Source organism: Bacillus thuringiensis (genome assembly GCF_001455345.1).
In the GTDB taxonomy this organism is placed as follows: domain Bacteria; phylum Bacillota; class Bacilli; order Bacillales; family Bacillaceae_G; genus Bacillus_A; species Bacillus_A thuringiensis_N.
In genome coordinates, this window is record NZ_CP013274.1 from 4,786,785 (window position 1) to 4,802,344 (window position 15,560).

Below are 15,560 nucleotides of genomic sequence, written 5' to 3' on the forward strand. Positions count from 1 at the left end.
AAGAACTCCTTTTATGCGAAGGAGTTCTTTTTTTATGGTGCTACCGTCCCCTTCCAAAATATGTTACAATTACACGGAACAAACGTTCTATATAATAAGGGGGATATTTTAAAATGAAAGAACCTATTATCGTAAAAAAAGAAGATTTCCAAGCAATCGGTGTTTCGATTACAACGACAAATAAAATAGAGGCATCTACTGAAGGAAAAATTCCCGGGCTTTGGAACCAATACTTTCAAGAACAAATCATGCAGCACATCCCAAATCAACAAACGAAAGAAACATTCGCTTTCTACTCAAATTACGAATCAGATGAAACTGGTACATATCAATTTACAATCGGTATGCCCGTTTCTTCATTAGAAGACGTGCCTGAAAATATGACAACTTTAACAATACCTGCCGCTACATATGCGGTATTTACAACGAGAAAAGGACCAGTTGCTGAAGTCGTTTGCGAAGCTTGGGAATATATTTGGAAATGGTCAAAAGAAAACAAGCGTGCTTTTACAACAGACTTTGAGCTTTATGATGAAAGAGCGTTAGATCCAAACAACGTTCAATTGGATATTTATATTGCATTAGCCTGAACGACAAAAAAGAAGATACCATTTGGTATCTTCTTTTTTGTCGTTAAATAGCCACTGTGCAAATGCAACATAATTGTCTACAATGAGAAAGTGCAGTATAGAAATATTAGAAACTGTATAAAACGATTGTTAATAGGTTTTTTAGTTTAAATTTGTCACATAGAAAGGAAGCAATATGGAGGAACTACAACAAAATAAATCTGCTTTAGAGGAACGCGGAAAACCGTTATTAAAAAATACGAATTTCCTTTTTCTTTGGGCAGCTACTCTTTTTTCAAGTTTTGCTTTAGCCTTTTTTACTTTCTCACAAACGTGGTACATAGCAAAAACATTAAACCTTGAAGCTTCACTCGGTGTTGTTTTCGTAGCTCTTAGTGTTCCAAGGCTTATTTTTATGATTGTCGGCGGCGCTGTAGCTGATAAATTCCCGAAAAAAAACATTATGTTTTACTCTAATATTATTCGTGCTATTCTTGTCGCAACCATTCTCACATGGTTCATCGTAGGTGATGTAACACTATATACATTTGCTTTATTCGCTTTATTCTTTGGACTTGCTGATGCTTTTTTCTGGTCAGCTGACGGATCTATCTTACCTGAACTTGTAGAAAAAAGCCGTTTAACACAAGCAAACTCACTTACACAAATGACAAACCAAGCATCGGTCATCTTAGGCCCTGTACTTGGCGGCATTCTTATCAAATTTACGAACTATGAAACGATCTTTTCAATCACAATTTTATTACTGATCGTCGCAGCCATACTCGTTCAAAAAATACAATTTACATTGCCAGAACAACAAAATACAGACAAAGGCATGTTCACTTCTATTAAAGAAGGAATTTTATACGTAAAGGAATCACCATTCCTTTCAACTTTCCTTCTTTGTAGCGCCTTTTTAAATTTATTTTTAATTGGTCCGATGCAAGTCGGTTTCCCGCTTTTCGTTAAAAATGTTCTGCACGGTGACTCGCTCCAGTTCAGTTACTTAGAAGCATCTGTAGGAGGCGGAATGGCAATAGGCGCTGTCATTGTCGGTTTGAAAAATATTAATCGTAGACGCGGTCTATTTTGCATTATCATGATGCTACTATCTGGTGTATTCTTCTTATCCATCAACTTTAGCACTGTACTATGGCAAGCATTATTAGCCGGCATGTTTTACGGTATTACAATCGCAATGGCTATCGTTCCGCTTATGGCGATGATTCAATCGACAGTAAAAGAAGAAATGATGGGGCGCGTAATGAGTTTGCTTATGCTATCATCAATGGGCTTTATCCCGCTTTCTTATGCATTCACATCAATCGCACTTGCAATGGGAATTCCAATCGTAACCGTTATGAAAAGCGGTGCAATCGCGGTTATTGTCTTCGTACTATTTGTAGCGATTCGTATTCCAGTTGTAAGAAAGTTCGATTAGCTAATTAGAGTCATGTGTTATACACATGGCTCTTTTTCAAATGGATCAAACAGCGATATCCCCTTACTTCTCCTTAATGCAGCTCCCCACTCTAATCCAACCTCTAAAAATAAATCCCGCACCGTACTATATAAAAGTGCTCCAATGTCTTTACGAATCTCCCCATATTTATCTGCCCTCACAACACTTTTCACGCGCCAAATGAAATTTCCGTTCACTTCTTCATCAGCTAATATTTGCTCTAGTAAAACACCTTGCTCTAGTAGTCCACTCTTTTTATACGCAAGCTCCACCTTACTCCACAATATGTTAATCTTCTTCGGATTACTCGTCATTGGCACCAGTGCATATATAAAAGGCTTTGGTATATCGTGACGACAATACGTTTCATCAAGCTCGTACGTTCCTTTTCTTTTCTCTTTTATTTGTGGAATGTTTTTAGAAAGAATTGTTTCCCCCTCGCATTTTTGCTCCTTTCCGCTACAGCCCGCTGCACGATCCTCACTTTCACATGCGGACATTTTCATACGGTCATCCATGCGGTCAATTGCAGAAGTAAGAAATACATATAAGTTCGCACTATACCCACCGCGCTTATGTCTTTCTTTTGTTGCAACACGCTTTATAATTCCTAGTTCCTCTAACTTTGCAATGGAGCGGCGTACTGTACGAATACTCTTTCCAACATTTGTAGCAATTGTCTCCATTAACGGACAAGCAACTCCCACTGTTTTTTGTTGCTCATTCACCGCATACTTCCCTAAAAAATGAATGATGGTAGTATCCGTTTTATTTAATTGGAATCGATAGCACTTCAAAACTTGTTTTTGATATGTATTAAACTCTTCTTTACTTCGAAATTCACTATATGGTTTCATTAAATTATATAAGCTTCCCATTTTTATCACCTCATTTATAAATAAGAGGCAGGAAGGGAATTTGGCGTGACATTAAATATTTTTTATTGGAGATGAAACTATGATCGTAATTAGCGCTTGTTTAGGTGGGATCGCTTGCCGGTATGATGGAAATGACAATCTCGTTTCAAAAATAGAGGAGCTTCTGCAACAAGAAGATACAGTCCTCATTTGTCCGGAAGTATTAGGAGGATTGCCAACACCTCGTCCCTCAGCTGAGATTATTGGCGGGAATGGCGATGACGTTTTGGATGGAAAAGCAAAAGTGATGACAAAAGACGGTGAAGATGTTACAGAAGCTTTCGTGAGTGGTGCTTATAAAGCGCTAGACCAAATTAAAAATTTACACCCAGAATATATTATTTTGAAAGAACGTAGTCCATCTTGTGGTAGTTCTACAATTTACACTGGAGAATTTAACGGGAATAAACAAACTGGTTACGGGGTAACAACTGCTTTATTCAAAAGACACGGATTTACAGTCATTTCAGAAGAGGATTTTGAAAATATAAAAAGGAATTGACCCTGTTCGTCAATTCCTTTTTATCTGTCTTATTTCACACTTAACTTTTCTTTCACTTTCGCAGGAAGCTCGTCTTTCTTCACTTCTTCCCAAGCTGTTACACCTTTTTTATCTGAGTGGTATACGCGTAGGAATGCATCTTTACGAAGATTTTTTTGTGCATTAAATTCTAATTCTTTTTCTTTTCCGTCTTTATCAAACCCTTTTAATTTATACTCAAAATTTTTGTATGGCTCTCCGTTATCAGACTTACCATTATACTCTTTTCCGTCTACTGTAATTTGAACGTAATACTCATCTTTACCCATACGATTAATATCACAACCAACTAAAAGGCTTGCGAATACAACTAAAATACTAAACAATGCAATATATCTTTTCATTTCCTTCACCTCATGTTTTTTTCTTATATTGTTATCTTAAAGCCCAGAGCTTAAAGAAGAAATTCAAAAACATGACATGAACATTACACTTTTGTAAGATAATAATTATTTCTTCACTTTAGAAACCGTCATCCCATCACCAATTGGAATGAGTACAGATTCTAACCTTAGATGATTGGCTACTACTTCATTAAACTTCTTCATACACATAAACCAAATTCTAATTATGCAAAAGAAAAAAATTAGAAGAAAAATAATCATTCCTTATCCAACTAACGGTTTCATTTCCAATATGTGAAAAGGGATTTCTAAATGATGAAGTGAATATATATATTTATTGTTTTCTAACTTTTGAGCGAAAGTTTTTTACATAAGTTTCATTCTGTCCTAATTTAAAGGTTTCGAGAGGAGAAATAATATGAATCCCATTTTACTAGATGTTCCGTTACAAATAGAAACAGATAGACTCATTCTTCGAGCACCGCTTCAAGCAGGTGAAGGGAATGTAGTACATGAAGCTATTAAAGATTCCATTAGTGAATTAAAGCAATGGTTGTCTTTATTCCAGTCCATTCCTACTGTTGAAGAAACGGAAATTCTCCTGAGAAATGCGCATATAGATTTTTTGAAAAGAGAAAGCTTTCGCTATCTTATCTACCATAAGGAGACAAATAATTTTATTGGAACCGCTAGCCTTCACGGAATTGATTGGAAGGTTTCTAAATGTGAAATTGGATACTGGATTAACACGCGATTTAGTGGCAATGGATATATGACAGAAGTAGTAAATACGTTAATAAACCTTGGGTTTCAGTTATTCAAATTTAGAAGGATTGAAATACGATGTGAACGTAATAACACGAAAAGTCGTGCGATTCCTAAAAAATTAGGTTTTGAGCTTGAAGGGATATTACGTAATGAAGATCTTTCAGCTGACGGCAAACAACTAACTGATACTTGCATCTATGCAAAGATAAAGTAAAACTTTAATCAGCCCTTACCAATTGGACTTTTATGGCAAAAGAAAAGACCTCCCTAACGATTTTATTCCATCGCTAAAAAGGTCTTTTTCTATTTCGGCTAAAACCTTAGCACTCTTCTGGCTTACCAGCATTCGATGCTGTGCGGAAAGATGATCCACATCCGCATGATGCGATTGCGTTTGGATTGTCGATTGTGAATTATACGGTCAGTTTGCATTAGACTAAAACGCAGTAATATCAGCATTCAAGCCGACTTACCACGATTGTTTCCGTTCAATAAGGTTGTGTACATCGTATACTCTTAGCGATGTATCTCGTTGATTACATTCTACCCAAACCTCCCACCACACACAAGTATAATCTTAGTAAACCATCACTGAACTTTCTCAAATCCACTCTCCTCTCAAAATGATAAAATCATCCGTATAAACTTAAAGGAGTGATTTACTAGTGAAAGTGGAAACTATTGGAGAGTTAAACCTTGAATTGTTTGCTAAAGAGTTTATACGAATTGTAAGGAGAGCGGAACAAAGAATGGAACGAGAGGATAAATTAAATTCATTAAAATCTAAAAAGACGACTCCAAAGACTAATTCTCCTAACAACAAAGAGTAAAGTCTTTCGAGTCTTCTTCACAAAGTTTTTATCTTAGATTAATGTACAGACTCCTTCTCTTCGTCAATTAACATCTCGATGTAGGATGACATCTCTGAGAAGGAGTCGTCACTCATTAGACCGTCAATATGCAACTCTCGTATTTGAGATTGTACTTTTAGTAATTTTTCAAGTGTATGCATATTAGTTTCTACCTTTCATATCAATACAGAATGATGTTACCCTTAGAGCTTGCTTCCCTTTGTAAGACATGAATAGGAAATCTTACAAGCACCCTTTAAAAACCTGTTCCCCGTTCGAGTATGCGATAACAGTTTTATTAAGATTTCTCGTTGTAAGTGTAGACATTGGAGTTTTTATCATTATTTATTCACTCCTGTTTTCCATTCAGACTTTGTAATAATTCCGTCAAGGTTGTATGTAATCTCTAGTTGGTCATAGCCGTTCTTGTAGATGTGCTTTGTATTCGTCCCATTCGGCTCTGTTGCATCTGTCCAAGGCAAATGAATATCATCTATCTCATGAAAGTTTGTCCCTTCCTGAGCAACACTGAGCATATCTTCGGAAGCCCACCTTTCGAGCTTCGGCTTGATTAGTTCTTTGTAAGTCTCCTGAGCTTCGGAACTTCCTAGAGAATTGAGATTCGCATAAGCTTTCTTTTCTCGTGCTGCATACTGTTCCTCTTTGAGTTTTTCCTTTTCGGCTCCTTCAGACTCTTGGGATAGATCGTCCTCCTGCTTTTTATCTAAAAGCTCCTCATTTGTGTTCTGCTCTTTAGTATCATCGACTGGTTCAGCTTCCTCTTTCTTATCTTCTTCCTTTAGAAGCTCCAAGTCATCATTAATTATCCCTTTGTCATGTAGATTTCGAAGGATTTTAGCATATTCATTACGCTCATCAGCTAATTCGCCGTATTCCTTAACTAGTTTGTTATAGTCTCGTTTCTCGTCATCGATAGCGATTTTATGGTAAGAGATTGCTCCAATTACTAGAGAGCCAATAATAGTGAATCCTGCAACGATTTTCTTTCCTGTCTTGTTGAATTTCATAGTTTGTAATCTCCTTGGTTACTCAATAGTAATTTTACTTAATGTTTAGTTGTATCCTAAATTTTACATGCACCATCATCTGATGTCTAGACTAGAAAGTCTAGGATACCAAAAGACAGTCACCCTATTTGAGTAACTGCCTAGCTAACCGCTTGCTTTGTACTTGATTGTTTAGAATCTCTTCGTCAACGCACCCCAAGTAAACCTCTCTTTGGTGATGTTTGAATCTCACGAGCTACTGTACCCTTCGATTTTTTCGATAGAATGACGCTAACGGCTGTCTAGTATTTAATTATTGGATAGCAAACGGCTTGTTTTGAGTCTCCCAGTTGGCGCTGGGGACTTTTTATTTATCTTGTTCTTCTTAATTTTGTTAGAGGTGAAAACTCATCGTGACTCTTCCGCATTTCCTCAACATCCATCTGTATATAACGCCTCATAGTACGGATATCAGACCAGCCACCAATCTTTTGTAACGTGAACGCATCACACCCATTTAGAATCATATTTTTGGCCCATGTATGGCGATAGACGTGTGCAGTTACTTTCTTATCTTTAATACCCGCTTCTCTGCGTAATACTTTAGACGCTTATTAAAGTGATTTGCACCTAATGGCTCGCCATAGCTAGACAAAAATATCCGCTGCCCTTAAACTCATTAGTTCTTGTATACATAGTCCCGAATCTAGTAAAACATTTATTCCTACGAAGTCTCGCAAGTTAGGCTGCAGTAGTCTTCCCTTTACTTCTTCATCGGTAAATGAATTTGTTAAGTCGATATCCTGCCGCAATAGTTTAATCTTTCCTATCGGGTTGACCTCGATTAGTTCCTCTCTATACAAATGATTAAATAATGCTCGTAATGTACGAATATTAATGTTGATTGTCGTATCGCATAAACCAATCCCTTGCTTATCAGCATCAATAAACTTATGCCCTTCATAACGCTTCTTATCGTATTTCATGTAGTTAATATAGTTACGAAACATTTCTGCCGTTAGTTCATCGAAATATTCAACCTCATAATTATCAAGCAACCAATCGGTAAAATATCCCCACATCTTCATATAGTCTTTTAGCGTCCTATCTCGACCACCTTCCGCACATTTTCCTGAAATAATAATATCCAACGCCTGCTCCAAAGTTAGTTGCGGATACTTTTTACTAGCACTCTCCATCTTTGTAATACGCTTTTTCTTTTTTAGTGACAAAACAAAAAGACCCCCTTAACGATTAAATTTCATCGCTAAGAAGGTCGTCTTCCACAACCGTATATTGAACGTTTTCGGGTCGTTTATCTCCCCAAAGATACTTGTTTTCCTGCGGTCTAAACCTTGTAATCCACAATCCATCAAGTCAATTTCCGCTTAAACTAACGGAATGAAAAAACTTAGCACTCTTCTGGCTTACCAGCATTTGATGCTGTGCGGAAAGATGATCCACATCCGCATGATGCGATTGCGTTTGGATTATCGATTGTAAATCCGCCGCCAAGCATAGATTGTTTATAATCAATTTTTACTCCTTTAACAATTGGAGCACTTTCTGTATCGATAACAAATTCAACACCGAAAAACTCAAGAACTGTGTCGTCTTCTTTTGGTTCTACTTCAAATCCTAAGCCGTAAGAAAGGCCACTACATCCGCCGCCATGTACAGCAAGGCGCACGTACTTCTCTCCATCTTCAGCATCTTTTAACATATCTTTAATTTGAAAAGCTGCTTGTTCTGTTACTTCAATCATGAAATACACCATCCTTTCTGTTCTCATTCTATTATACATCTTTACGCTTCTATCTTGTACTCATACACTCCGCGGCAAATTACTTCTGCTGGTCCTTTCATTAATACATTGCCTTCTTCTGTCCATGCAATCATTAAATCGCCGCCAGCTAAATGAACTGTAATTTCCTTACCATGTTCCATTTTCCCATTTAAAATAGAGGCTACAACTGCAGCACACGCACCTGTTCCGCAAGCTTGTGTTACACCAGATCCACGTTCCCAAACACGGAAGTTCATCTCTGCATCATTCAAAATCTCGATGAATTCAACATTTACTCGCTCTGGGAACATTTCATGTGTCTCCAGGACTGGCCCAAGTGTTGTAAGAGGTGCTTGCTCTACATCATCAACAAAAATAACCGCATGCGGATTCCCCATTGAAACAGCTGTAAATGCATAACGATGATTATTGTATAAGAAGTTTTCACGAATAAATGGTGTTTCACCTTCACCAAGCATCGGTATTTCTGCACGTGTTAAACGCGGTGCTCCCATATCGATTTTCGCTAATGTAACTTTCCCTTCTTCTACCGTTACTTCCGCCGTTACAATACCAGCTAACGTTTCAATTGTGAAAACTGTTTCTTCTACTAGTTTATGCTCATACGCATATTTCGCTACGCAGCGTAAACCGTTACCGCAGCTCTTTCCTTCTGAACCATCATTATTAAACATGCGCATTTTCACCGGAGCTACGTCAGATGGACAAATTAAAATCATTCCATCTGCTCCAATACCAGTATTAATATTTGAAACCTTTTCCGCCACAAGAGCTAAATCTTCTTCAGGAATTTGTTCTTCAAACATATTTACATATATATAACTATTGCCAAGACCATGCATTTTTGTAAAAGAAAATTGGCTCATTTGTATTCACTCCAAAAATAATTTGTTATTTTAAGTATAAAATGCATGCTTTTAGAACACAATATGAATGTCCCCCGTTTCTCATATTTGACAACATTTGGCGATGAGCCATTCTTGCACAAATTGTGTAAGAAAAAAGCCCTTCTAAAAGGGCCTTTTTTTATTTATATACAATATTAGCCTCCCCTGCGAAATAAGATTTTATCTAATAGAAAAAGGTGCTGCCGATTGCAACACCTTAAAACATTGGATTTTCATCCAAATACTCATATACATTATTGACAAGTTCTTCTACTGTAGCACCTTGTACGACTTCACCATTTACAAGAGCAAATGGTCCTTCAAAACAAATACCACAATATCCTAAACAGCCATACTCCATTACATCTAAATTCGGATCTTTTTCTAATTTCTCTAAAGCTGCTTGTGAGCCACTCGCAAGGTTACCTACACAAAATTCAATTAATGGTTTAATCAAAATTCTCCCCCCTGTACTACAAAACAAATTACTTTCTGACTTTATCTATTAAGAAGAAAACGAAGTTTTCTCTTGTTGTTTTCGTTATACATTCTAAACTATTTAGTTACTTCACTATTTCACTTCAAAGTAGATGGCTCTATTCTATATAACATGCTATTCATAATGAAATAGTAACTAAAAAATGAAAACAGTTTACTTTACTTTTCTTCTTATTGTACAACAGAGTATTCATTCATGCATTGTTATTTGTTCACAAATTCGATATAATTTGATTGAGTAAAGTCGAAATATTTTATTAATATAAAATTGTGTGATTAGGGGATATTTCAACAGAAAAGGGGTAATCCATCATGAAACACCTCGTAATACTAGGTGGCGGCTACGGTGGAATGAGAATTCTGCAACGGCTACTTCCAAGCAACCAACTTCCGGATGATGTACAAGTGACATTAATCGACAAAGTACCATACCATTGTTTCAAAACTGAATATTATGCATTAGTAGCGGGTACAATTTCAGAAACGCATATTCGCATACCGTTTCCTGAGCACCCACGCCTTAATATTCAATACGGCACAATAACAAATATTGATCTCGAAGAAAAAGCTGTTCATCTTGATGGCGGCGAAGCAATCCAATATGATGATTTAATTATCGGACTTGGCTGTGAAGATAAATATCATAACGTTCCTGGAGCAAAGGAATATACACACAGTCTACAATCAATTGAACAAACACGTAAGACATATGAACAATTAAATAGCCTAGAACCGAATGCAACAGTTGCTGTTGTTGGTGCTGGCTTAAGTGGCGTTGAAGTAGCAAGTGAACTTCGCGAAAGCCGTTCTGATTTAAAAATCTATTTATTTGATCGAAAAGATAGAATTTTATTCCCATATCCAGAGAAATTAAGTAGATATGTAGAAGAATGGTTTGTAAAGCATAAAGTTAACATTATACGAAACTCTAACATTACAAAAGTAGAACCAAATATTGTGTACAACCATGATGAACCACTTGAATGTGATGCAATCGTCTGGACGGCTGGTATTCAAGCAAATGAAGTTGTTCGAAACCTTCCAGTTGAACAAGATGGTAGCGGACGGGTTGTTTTAACAAAATATCACAATATTCCAAATAACGAGCACGTTTACGTTGTAGGAGATTGTGCAGCACTTCCACATGCACCATCTGCTCAGCTTGCTGAAGGTCAAGGAGAACAAATTGTCCAAATATTATTAAAACGTTGGAATAATGAATCACTTCCTGATGAACTACCTGTAATTAAATTAAAAGGTGTTCTCGGCTCTCTTGGTAAGAAGCACGGCTTTGGTTTACTAGCAAATCAGCCCTTAATGGGGCGTGTACCGAGATTATTGAAATCTGGTCTTCTTTGGATGTACAAATATCATAAAGGTTAATATTTTAAAGGCTGTCTACATAGTAGACAGCCTCTTTGTATTCATAAAAAAATAATTATCAGACATATTTTTCTCAACATGAATCATGTTTTATTTTTCATTTTCATATTAAAAACTACGGATGAAAAGTGTATGCTATTTATAAGTTGTTTTATTATTTCCTTTAAGACCGAATTCATTCGGTCTTATTTTTTATGTAATACATACTTTTTTAGGAGGCATTACAATTCACTTATGAATGTAACGAAACTAAACGATCGAATAGAAATGAAGAAGAAAGAATTGATCTATCTTGTTGAAAAGTACGGATTCACTCATGATAAAGTAATTTCTTTCAGCCAAGAATTGGATCGCTTACTTAACTTGTTACTAGAGATTAAAACGAAAAAGAAACGGTGCTCTTTATAACCTTATTTTTCTATTTCTCTCTCTTTTTTGATACGATATAACTAGAATCAGAAAGGAGCAATTTATGTTTATATTAAAAGACATTACATATAAAGATATACTAAGTATTCCTTATTTACAGATTCAAAAAGAAAAAATCACATGTATTATCGGTGAAAGCGGGAGCGGAAAAAGTACATTGCTCCGCATGCTAAATGATTTACAATCTCCAACATCCGGTACAATTGAATATAATGGAAAACTAATTTCTGATTATCCCCCTATTCAATTACGACGTGACGTAGTCATGCTTGGGCAAACTCCACCTATTTTTGATGGCACGATTAAAGACAATCTATTAATGGGACTTCGTCTTTCTGAAAAACCATTTCCAAATGATGATGCCCTGCGAAGCGCATTAACGACTGTTAGCTTAGAAAAAAATGTAGAAGACAACGCTAATTCATTATCGGGCGGGGAAAAACAACGACTTTCTTTTGCACGTATTGTACTTATGGATCCACCTGTCTATTTATTAGATGAACCAACTTCAGCGTTAGATAGCGATACAGAAAGACGCGTTATGAAGCAATTTACTACGCTAGCAAGAGAAAAGAAAAAAACAGTTATCTTCATCACACACTCACAACAACTTCCAGAAGAAATTGCGGACGATATTATTGAGATTAATAAAGCAAACGGTGCAACTAGAAAGGAAGTGCTCTCAGTTGAAGGGCGTTATTGAACTCCAAATTTGGCAACTTGCCGCTGCATATATTTTCATTCTTATTTTAATCGGGCTCGTGAAATTAAAAGGGATACCTCGCGAAAAACAAATTGCCCTCGCAACGTTCCGTATGACAATTCAGCTCGTACTCGTTGCTTACGTCCTAACATACGTATTTGAAAATAGTAACCTATTTTATACAATTGCTCTCATTACTTCTATTACTACCTTTGCAATTTTTAATATTTATAAACGAGTTAACATCCCAATGTCTAAAGAATTAAAACGAGTAGCCGCCCTTTCTATGGTTGCCGGATCAATTGGGCCACTTCTACTATTTATTTTTGTTATTATTGGGCACGACCCATGGTATGCGCCGCAATATATCGTTCCGATTACAGGCATGTTAGTTGGGAATGCCATGACTGGTGTTTCTCTCGGTGCCAATACGTTCTTAAACAATATGAAATCGCAAAGAAGTCAAATTGAAGGGGCACTTATGCTAGGCGCAACACCGAAAGAAGCAACTGCTCCACTCATACGCGACGCTTTTGACTCTGCCATTTTACCAACGATCAATTCTATGGTCGGAATGGGGATTATAAGCTTACCGGGCATGATGACCGGGCAAATCTTAGCTGGTGTATCACCATTTACAGCCATTCAATATCAAATTGCTATCATACTTGGTATTTCAGGAAGTACCGCTTTTGCTGTCATTATCTTCTTGCAGCTCGGATATAAAACGTTCTTTAATAAACGGTGTCAGTTGAAAGAGGTTGACTATACTGCGCAGTAAATCATACTTCTTGCTCGGTAAATGATGCGCCTTTCTCGGTAAGTGAAATTATATCGACGATTTTTCGAATATATCTATCGTAACTCAAAATATATCAACGATTTTTGAAATATATCAACGATTCGACAAGGAATATCGACTTACCGACAAAAAATGACAATAAAAAAGAGGAGGCTACTCGCCCCCTCTTTTTACTTACGCCTTCTTAACGAATTGTGATTTTAACTTCATAGCTCCGAAACCATCGATTTTGCAATCAATATCGTGATCGCCATCAACTAGACGGATACTCTTTACTTTCGTACCAATCTTCACAACTGAAGAAGTTCCTTTTACTTTTAAATCTTTAATGACAGTAACAGCATCGCCGTCTTGAAGAACGTTTCCGTTCGCATCTTTTACAACTTTTGCACCATCATTATTTTCAGCTTCTGCTTCTTGGCCCCACTCATGAGCACATTCTGGACATACGAAAAGAACGCCATCCTCATACGTATATTCTGAATTACATTTTGGACAATTTGGTAAAGTAGCCATAAATTCATTTCCTCCGTTCATTATTTATACGTAAAAATCAAAATTGATGTTTACATCTCGATAAATAAAATTTGTACAGCATTTCTTTATAGTGCCATAGTCTCACGTTATTGACAAGCCTACCTGGAATTCTCATTTTTTAGTGTATTTTACAAAATTTCAATTCGTATAGTGTTTCCAAGTAAAAAAGAAGAACCTTCACAAGATTCTCCTTTTCAAAACGAATGAGTTCTAACTAGAATATCCAACCATTTTCCTCAATGTGAAATTGATACTCTTCTAGCTCATCTTCACTTAATTTCTTATTATTCTCATATACTTCTTGCCATTCAAAATAGTCTTCACTAAAATAAACAGCAAATTTAATTTTCACGTTTTTCTTCTCTGTATAATCATAACCAGTAAATTCTACTACATCATAATCTTGCTCTTTCTTCACAAACTTCCAAGTTGGATTATCCGTCATAATCTCTAAAGTAACACCTTCACTACTTGAACGAACGACATTTTTAATATTCGGCTCAGTTGGTAAAAGGGAAAATCCAAACATAGCTCCACCAAATACTATCATCACTATGACCTGTAAACCAATCATACCAGCAAAACTAGCGCTGCCTTTTGATTGTAAGTAATATGCTTTCTCATGATCAGGCGTACCTTCTCCCTTATGTAGAACACGAACAGCGTGCTTATAATATAAACGATTTCCTTGCCATCCAGTAAATATCATCATTCCTAACTGAAGAACTAAACTACATGTTAAATAAATTCCATCTGGAATATCTATAAAAGGAGTTACAACGATACTAGGTACCGCCAATAACGTAAGTATAATAAACAACTTATACATTTTACGATAAGCTAACCAAAACGTTGGGAAGAAAAAGGCCACCCAATTCCACGTATTCCCTTGCGCTGGATTTTCTACTTTGCCCCACTTAAAGTCATAATAAGCTGTATTCTTTTGAACAACTTTATGCAACTCTTGCGGAGAAATTGTTTCTTGTAAAACAGTGCCCTTCACGTACATCATCCTTTTCTTCTTTCTACATACATGTATTTTATAGAAAGAAAAAGAAGGAATCTAATAAAAAGTACATATATTTCATAAAAATGAACGGAAATCGAATATATTCCGACAATTATCCGTTTCTTATTCTATTTTACTTTTTAATATATTAAAATACTTATGAATGATAGGTTTAATACACTAAGTTAAGCATTTTGCATATTTTATAATAAAAATGTTTCACATGAAACTATTTATATTTTGTATTACCTTGCCTCTACACAATGTGTGTAAAGCCCTTTCTACTTACTACAAAATAGGAAAGACTCCCTTTTCAAAAAGGTGTCTTTTTACAGTTGAAAATTCAATAATAAATAGAATGAATTGTTTAATACATGAATCCCCCATGGAACGAGTAAATTATTTGTTTTCTTATATGTATAGGCTAAACATACACCTATACCAAAAATATATAAAATACTACCTACTGTAAGGGGGTGACCTAAAGTAAATATAAAAGCACTTATCACAATACTAGTAAGTGTAGAAAAGCGCTTAGATAATTTTGTGAAAAATATTCCCCGAAATAAAAGCTCCTCCCAAATCGGTACGAAAATAGTGCGTACAGCTACATATAAAATGATTTCACTTGTAGTAGGCTCTATTACTCTATTAGGTTCATCCACACCAAGCCCATGTGGTAAAACTACATTTAATACCGCAAGATATATAAGCAGTACGACCATCACCATTACTATCGTTCAATAATGTTTAACATTATTGAACTGTATTGATTTTACTAACTGTAAACAGTAATTTCTTGCTGGTGAATATATTAAAATAATAGTTAGAAATGTTAAAGGCGGAATAAGGCGGTCTACATACCATGGATATAATGAGGAGTCATATAAAAAGTTCAAAAAACCAATTCCATACATGACCCCAAAAATAATTACTATCATACTGATTACTTCGAGCATACTCATTTGTACATTCTTTTCTTTATATGTAACTAATTCCGTGTCCATCATATCCCTCCAGTATAACTAAACCTTTTTAACCAT

At 35.9% G+C, this 15,560-nt stretch carries 20 protein-coding genes and 3 pseudogenes; 9 read left to right on the plus strand and 14 right to left on the minus strand.

What is annotated here, in order from left to right; all coding sequences use genetic code 11:
* Nucleotides 1-113 precede the first annotated feature (113 nt).
* A complete protein-coding gene (locus tag ATN06_RS25190; protein WP_060632734.1) occupies nt 114-590 on the plus strand; it encodes a GyrI-like domain-containing protein in 477 nt (158 codons plus the stop codon).
* 175 nt (nt 591-765) lie between these two features.
* Nucleotides 766-2,013 (plus strand): MFS transporter, encoded by a 1,248-nt coding sequence (locus ATN06_RS25195; RefSeq protein ID WP_060632735.1) that lies wholly within the window; start codon nt 766-768, stop codon nt 2,011-2,013.
* 17 nt (nt 2,014-2,030) lie between these two features.
* On the opposite strand, the gene ATN06_RS25200 is transcribed toward ATN06_RS25195, so the two are convergent.
* Nucleotides 2,031-2,912 (minus strand): helix-turn-helix domain-containing protein, encoded by an 882-nt coding sequence (locus ATN06_RS25200; RefSeq protein ID WP_060632736.1) that lies wholly within the window; start codon nt 2,910-2,912, stop codon nt 2,031-2,033.
* 79 nt (nt 2,913-2,991) lie between these two features.
* On the opposite strand from ATN06_RS25200, the gene ATN06_RS25205 reads away from it, so the two are divergent.
* Nucleotides 2,992-3,453, plus strand: coding sequence for a 2-thiouracil desulfurase family protein (locus ATN06_RS25205; protein WP_060632737.1), 462 nt, complete (start codon nt 2,992-2,994; stop codon nt 3,451-3,453).
* Nucleotides 3,454-3,482: 29 nt separating this feature from the next.
* On the opposite strand, the gene ATN06_RS25210 is transcribed toward ATN06_RS25205, so the two are convergent.
* Together ATN06_RS25210 and ATN06_RS25215 are read right to left on the minus strand one after the other, a co-directional pair.
* Nucleotides 3,483-3,836, minus strand: a complete 354-nt coding sequence (locus ATN06_RS25210; protein WP_060632738.1) for a YxeA family protein — start codon at nt 3,834-3,836, stop codon at nt 3,483-3,485.
* Between the two features lie 105 nt (nt 3,837-3,941).
* Nucleotides 3,942-4,046 carry a methyltransferase gene (locus ATN06_RS25215; RefSeq protein ID WP_234415815.1) on the minus strand — a complete coding sequence of 35 codons (105 nt, stop codon included), beginning with the start codon at nt 4,044-4,046 and terminating at the stop codon, nt 3,942-3,944.
* 208 nt (nt 4,047-4,254) lie between these two features.
* Here ATN06_RS25215 and ATN06_RS25220 point away from each other — a divergent pair, with 208 nt between their 5' ends.
* Nucleotides 4,255-4,818 (plus strand): GNAT family N-acetyltransferase, encoded by a 564-nt coding sequence (locus ATN06_RS25220; protein WP_060632740.1) that lies wholly within the window; start codon nt 4,255-4,257, stop codon nt 4,816-4,818.
* A gap of 106 nt (nt 4,819-4,924) precedes the next feature.
* On the opposite strand, the pseudogene ATN06_RS28960 reads toward ATN06_RS25220, so the two are convergent.
* Nucleotides 4,925-5,017: pseudogene (locus tag ATN06_RS28960) on the minus strand (iron-sulfur cluster assembly accessory protein); the annotation flags it as partial.
* A 252-nt stretch (nt 5,018-5,269) separates the two neighbouring features.
* On the opposite strand from ATN06_RS28960, the gene ATN06_RS29285 reads away from it, so the two are divergent.
* Nucleotides 5,270-5,434, plus strand: coding sequence for a hypothetical protein (locus ATN06_RS29285; RefSeq protein ID WP_176225725.1), 165 nt, complete (start codon nt 5,270-5,272; stop codon nt 5,432-5,434).
* A 38-nt stretch (nt 5,435-5,472) separates the two neighbouring features.
* On the opposite strand, the gene ATN06_RS29290 is transcribed toward ATN06_RS29285, so the two are convergent.
* The 7 genes and pseudogenes from ATN06_RS29290 to ATN06_RS25250 form a co-directional block, all read right to left on the minus strand.
* Nucleotides 5,473-5,616 carry a hypothetical protein gene (locus ATN06_RS29290; RefSeq protein ID WP_176225726.1) on the minus strand — a complete coding sequence of 48 codons (144 nt, stop codon included), beginning with the start codon at nt 5,614-5,616 and terminating at the stop codon, nt 5,473-5,475.
* 180 nt (nt 5,617-5,796) lie between these two features.
* Nucleotides 5,797-6,483: a hypothetical protein gene (locus ATN06_RS29545; RefSeq protein ID WP_060632741.1), complete on the minus strand. Its 687-nt coding sequence runs from the start codon at nt 6,481-6,483 to the stop codon at nt 5,797-5,799.
* A 350-nt stretch (nt 6,484-6,833) separates the two neighbouring features.
* Nucleotides 6,834-7,052, minus strand: a pseudogene (locus ATN06_RS29845) (tyrosine-type recombinase/integrase); the annotation flags it as partial.
* Between the two features lie 57 nt (nt 7,053-7,109).
* The gene (locus ATN06_RS25235; RefSeq protein WP_303393922.1) at nt 7,110-7,694 is read right to left on the minus strand and encodes a tyrosine-type recombinase/integrase; all 585 of its coding nucleotides are present in this window, start codon (nt 7,692-7,694) and stop codon (nt 7,110-7,112) included.
* Between the two features lie 179 nt (nt 7,695-7,873).
* Nucleotides 7,874-8,227, minus strand: coding sequence for a HesB/IscA family protein (locus tag ATN06_RS25240; protein WP_000573825.1), 354 nt, complete (start codon nt 8,225-8,227; stop codon nt 7,874-7,876).
* Nucleotides 8,228-8,268: 41 nt separating this feature from the next.
* Nucleotides 8,269-9,135, minus strand: coding sequence for a diaminopimelate epimerase (dapF, locus tag ATN06_RS25245; RefSeq protein WP_060632742.1), 867 nt, complete (start codon nt 9,133-9,135; stop codon nt 8,269-8,271).
* 238 nt (nt 9,136-9,373) lie between these two features.
* Complete coding sequence (locus ATN06_RS25250) at nt 9,374-9,613, minus strand: YuzB family protein (protein ID WP_000595026.1); 240 nt, start codon at nt 9,611-9,613, stop codon at nt 9,374-9,376.
* Nucleotides 9,614-9,966: 353 nt separating this feature from the next.
* Here ATN06_RS25250 and ATN06_RS25255 point away from each other — a divergent pair, with 353 nt between their 5' ends.
* From ATN06_RS25255 to ATN06_RS25270, 4 genes are all read left to right on the plus strand, one after another.
* The gene (locus ATN06_RS25255) at nt 9,967-11,037 is read left to right on the plus strand and encodes an NAD(P)/FAD-dependent oxidoreductase (protein WP_060632743.1); all 1,071 of its coding nucleotides are present in this window, start codon (nt 9,967-9,969) and stop codon (nt 11,035-11,037) included.
* 234 nt (nt 11,038-11,271) lie between these two features.
* Nucleotides 11,272-11,445, plus strand: a complete 174-nt coding sequence (locus ATN06_RS29295; protein ID WP_060632744.1) for an aspartyl-phosphate phosphatase Spo0E family protein — start codon at nt 11,272-11,274, stop codon at nt 11,443-11,445.
* Nucleotides 11,446-11,509: 64 nt separating this feature from the next.
* A complete protein-coding gene (locus ATN06_RS25265) occupies nt 11,510-12,169 on the plus strand; it encodes an ABC transporter ATP-binding protein (protein ID WP_060632745.1) in 660 nt (219 codons plus the stop codon).
* The gene (locus ATN06_RS25270; protein ID WP_060632746.1) at nt 12,153-12,950 is read left to right on the plus strand and encodes an ABC transporter permease; all 798 of its coding nucleotides are present in this window, start codon (nt 12,153-12,155) and stop codon (nt 12,948-12,950) included. Before ATN06_RS25265 ends, ATN06_RS25270 begins: the two co-directional genes overlap by 17 nt.
* 195 nt (nt 12,951-13,145) lie before the next feature.
* On the opposite strand, the gene phnA is transcribed toward ATN06_RS25270, so the two are convergent.
* The 3 genes and pseudogenes from phnA to ATN06_RS25285 form a co-directional block, all read right to left on the minus strand.
* Nucleotides 13,146-13,487, minus strand: coding sequence for an alkylphosphonate utilization operon protein PhnA (phnA, locus tag ATN06_RS25275; RefSeq protein WP_000212737.1), 342 nt, complete (start codon nt 13,485-13,487; stop codon nt 13,146-13,148).
* 235 nt (nt 13,488-13,722) lie between these two features.
* Entirely contained in the window at nt 13,723-14,517 is a 795-nt protein-coding gene (locus ATN06_RS25280; protein WP_060633197.1) for a DUF2628 domain-containing protein, read from the minus strand.
* A 329-nt stretch (nt 14,518-14,846) separates the two neighbouring features.
* Nucleotides 14,847-15,524 (minus strand): annotated as a pseudogene (locus ATN06_RS25285) (CPBP family intramembrane glutamic endopeptidase).
* Between the last annotated feature and the right edge of the window lie 36 nt (nt 15,525-15,560).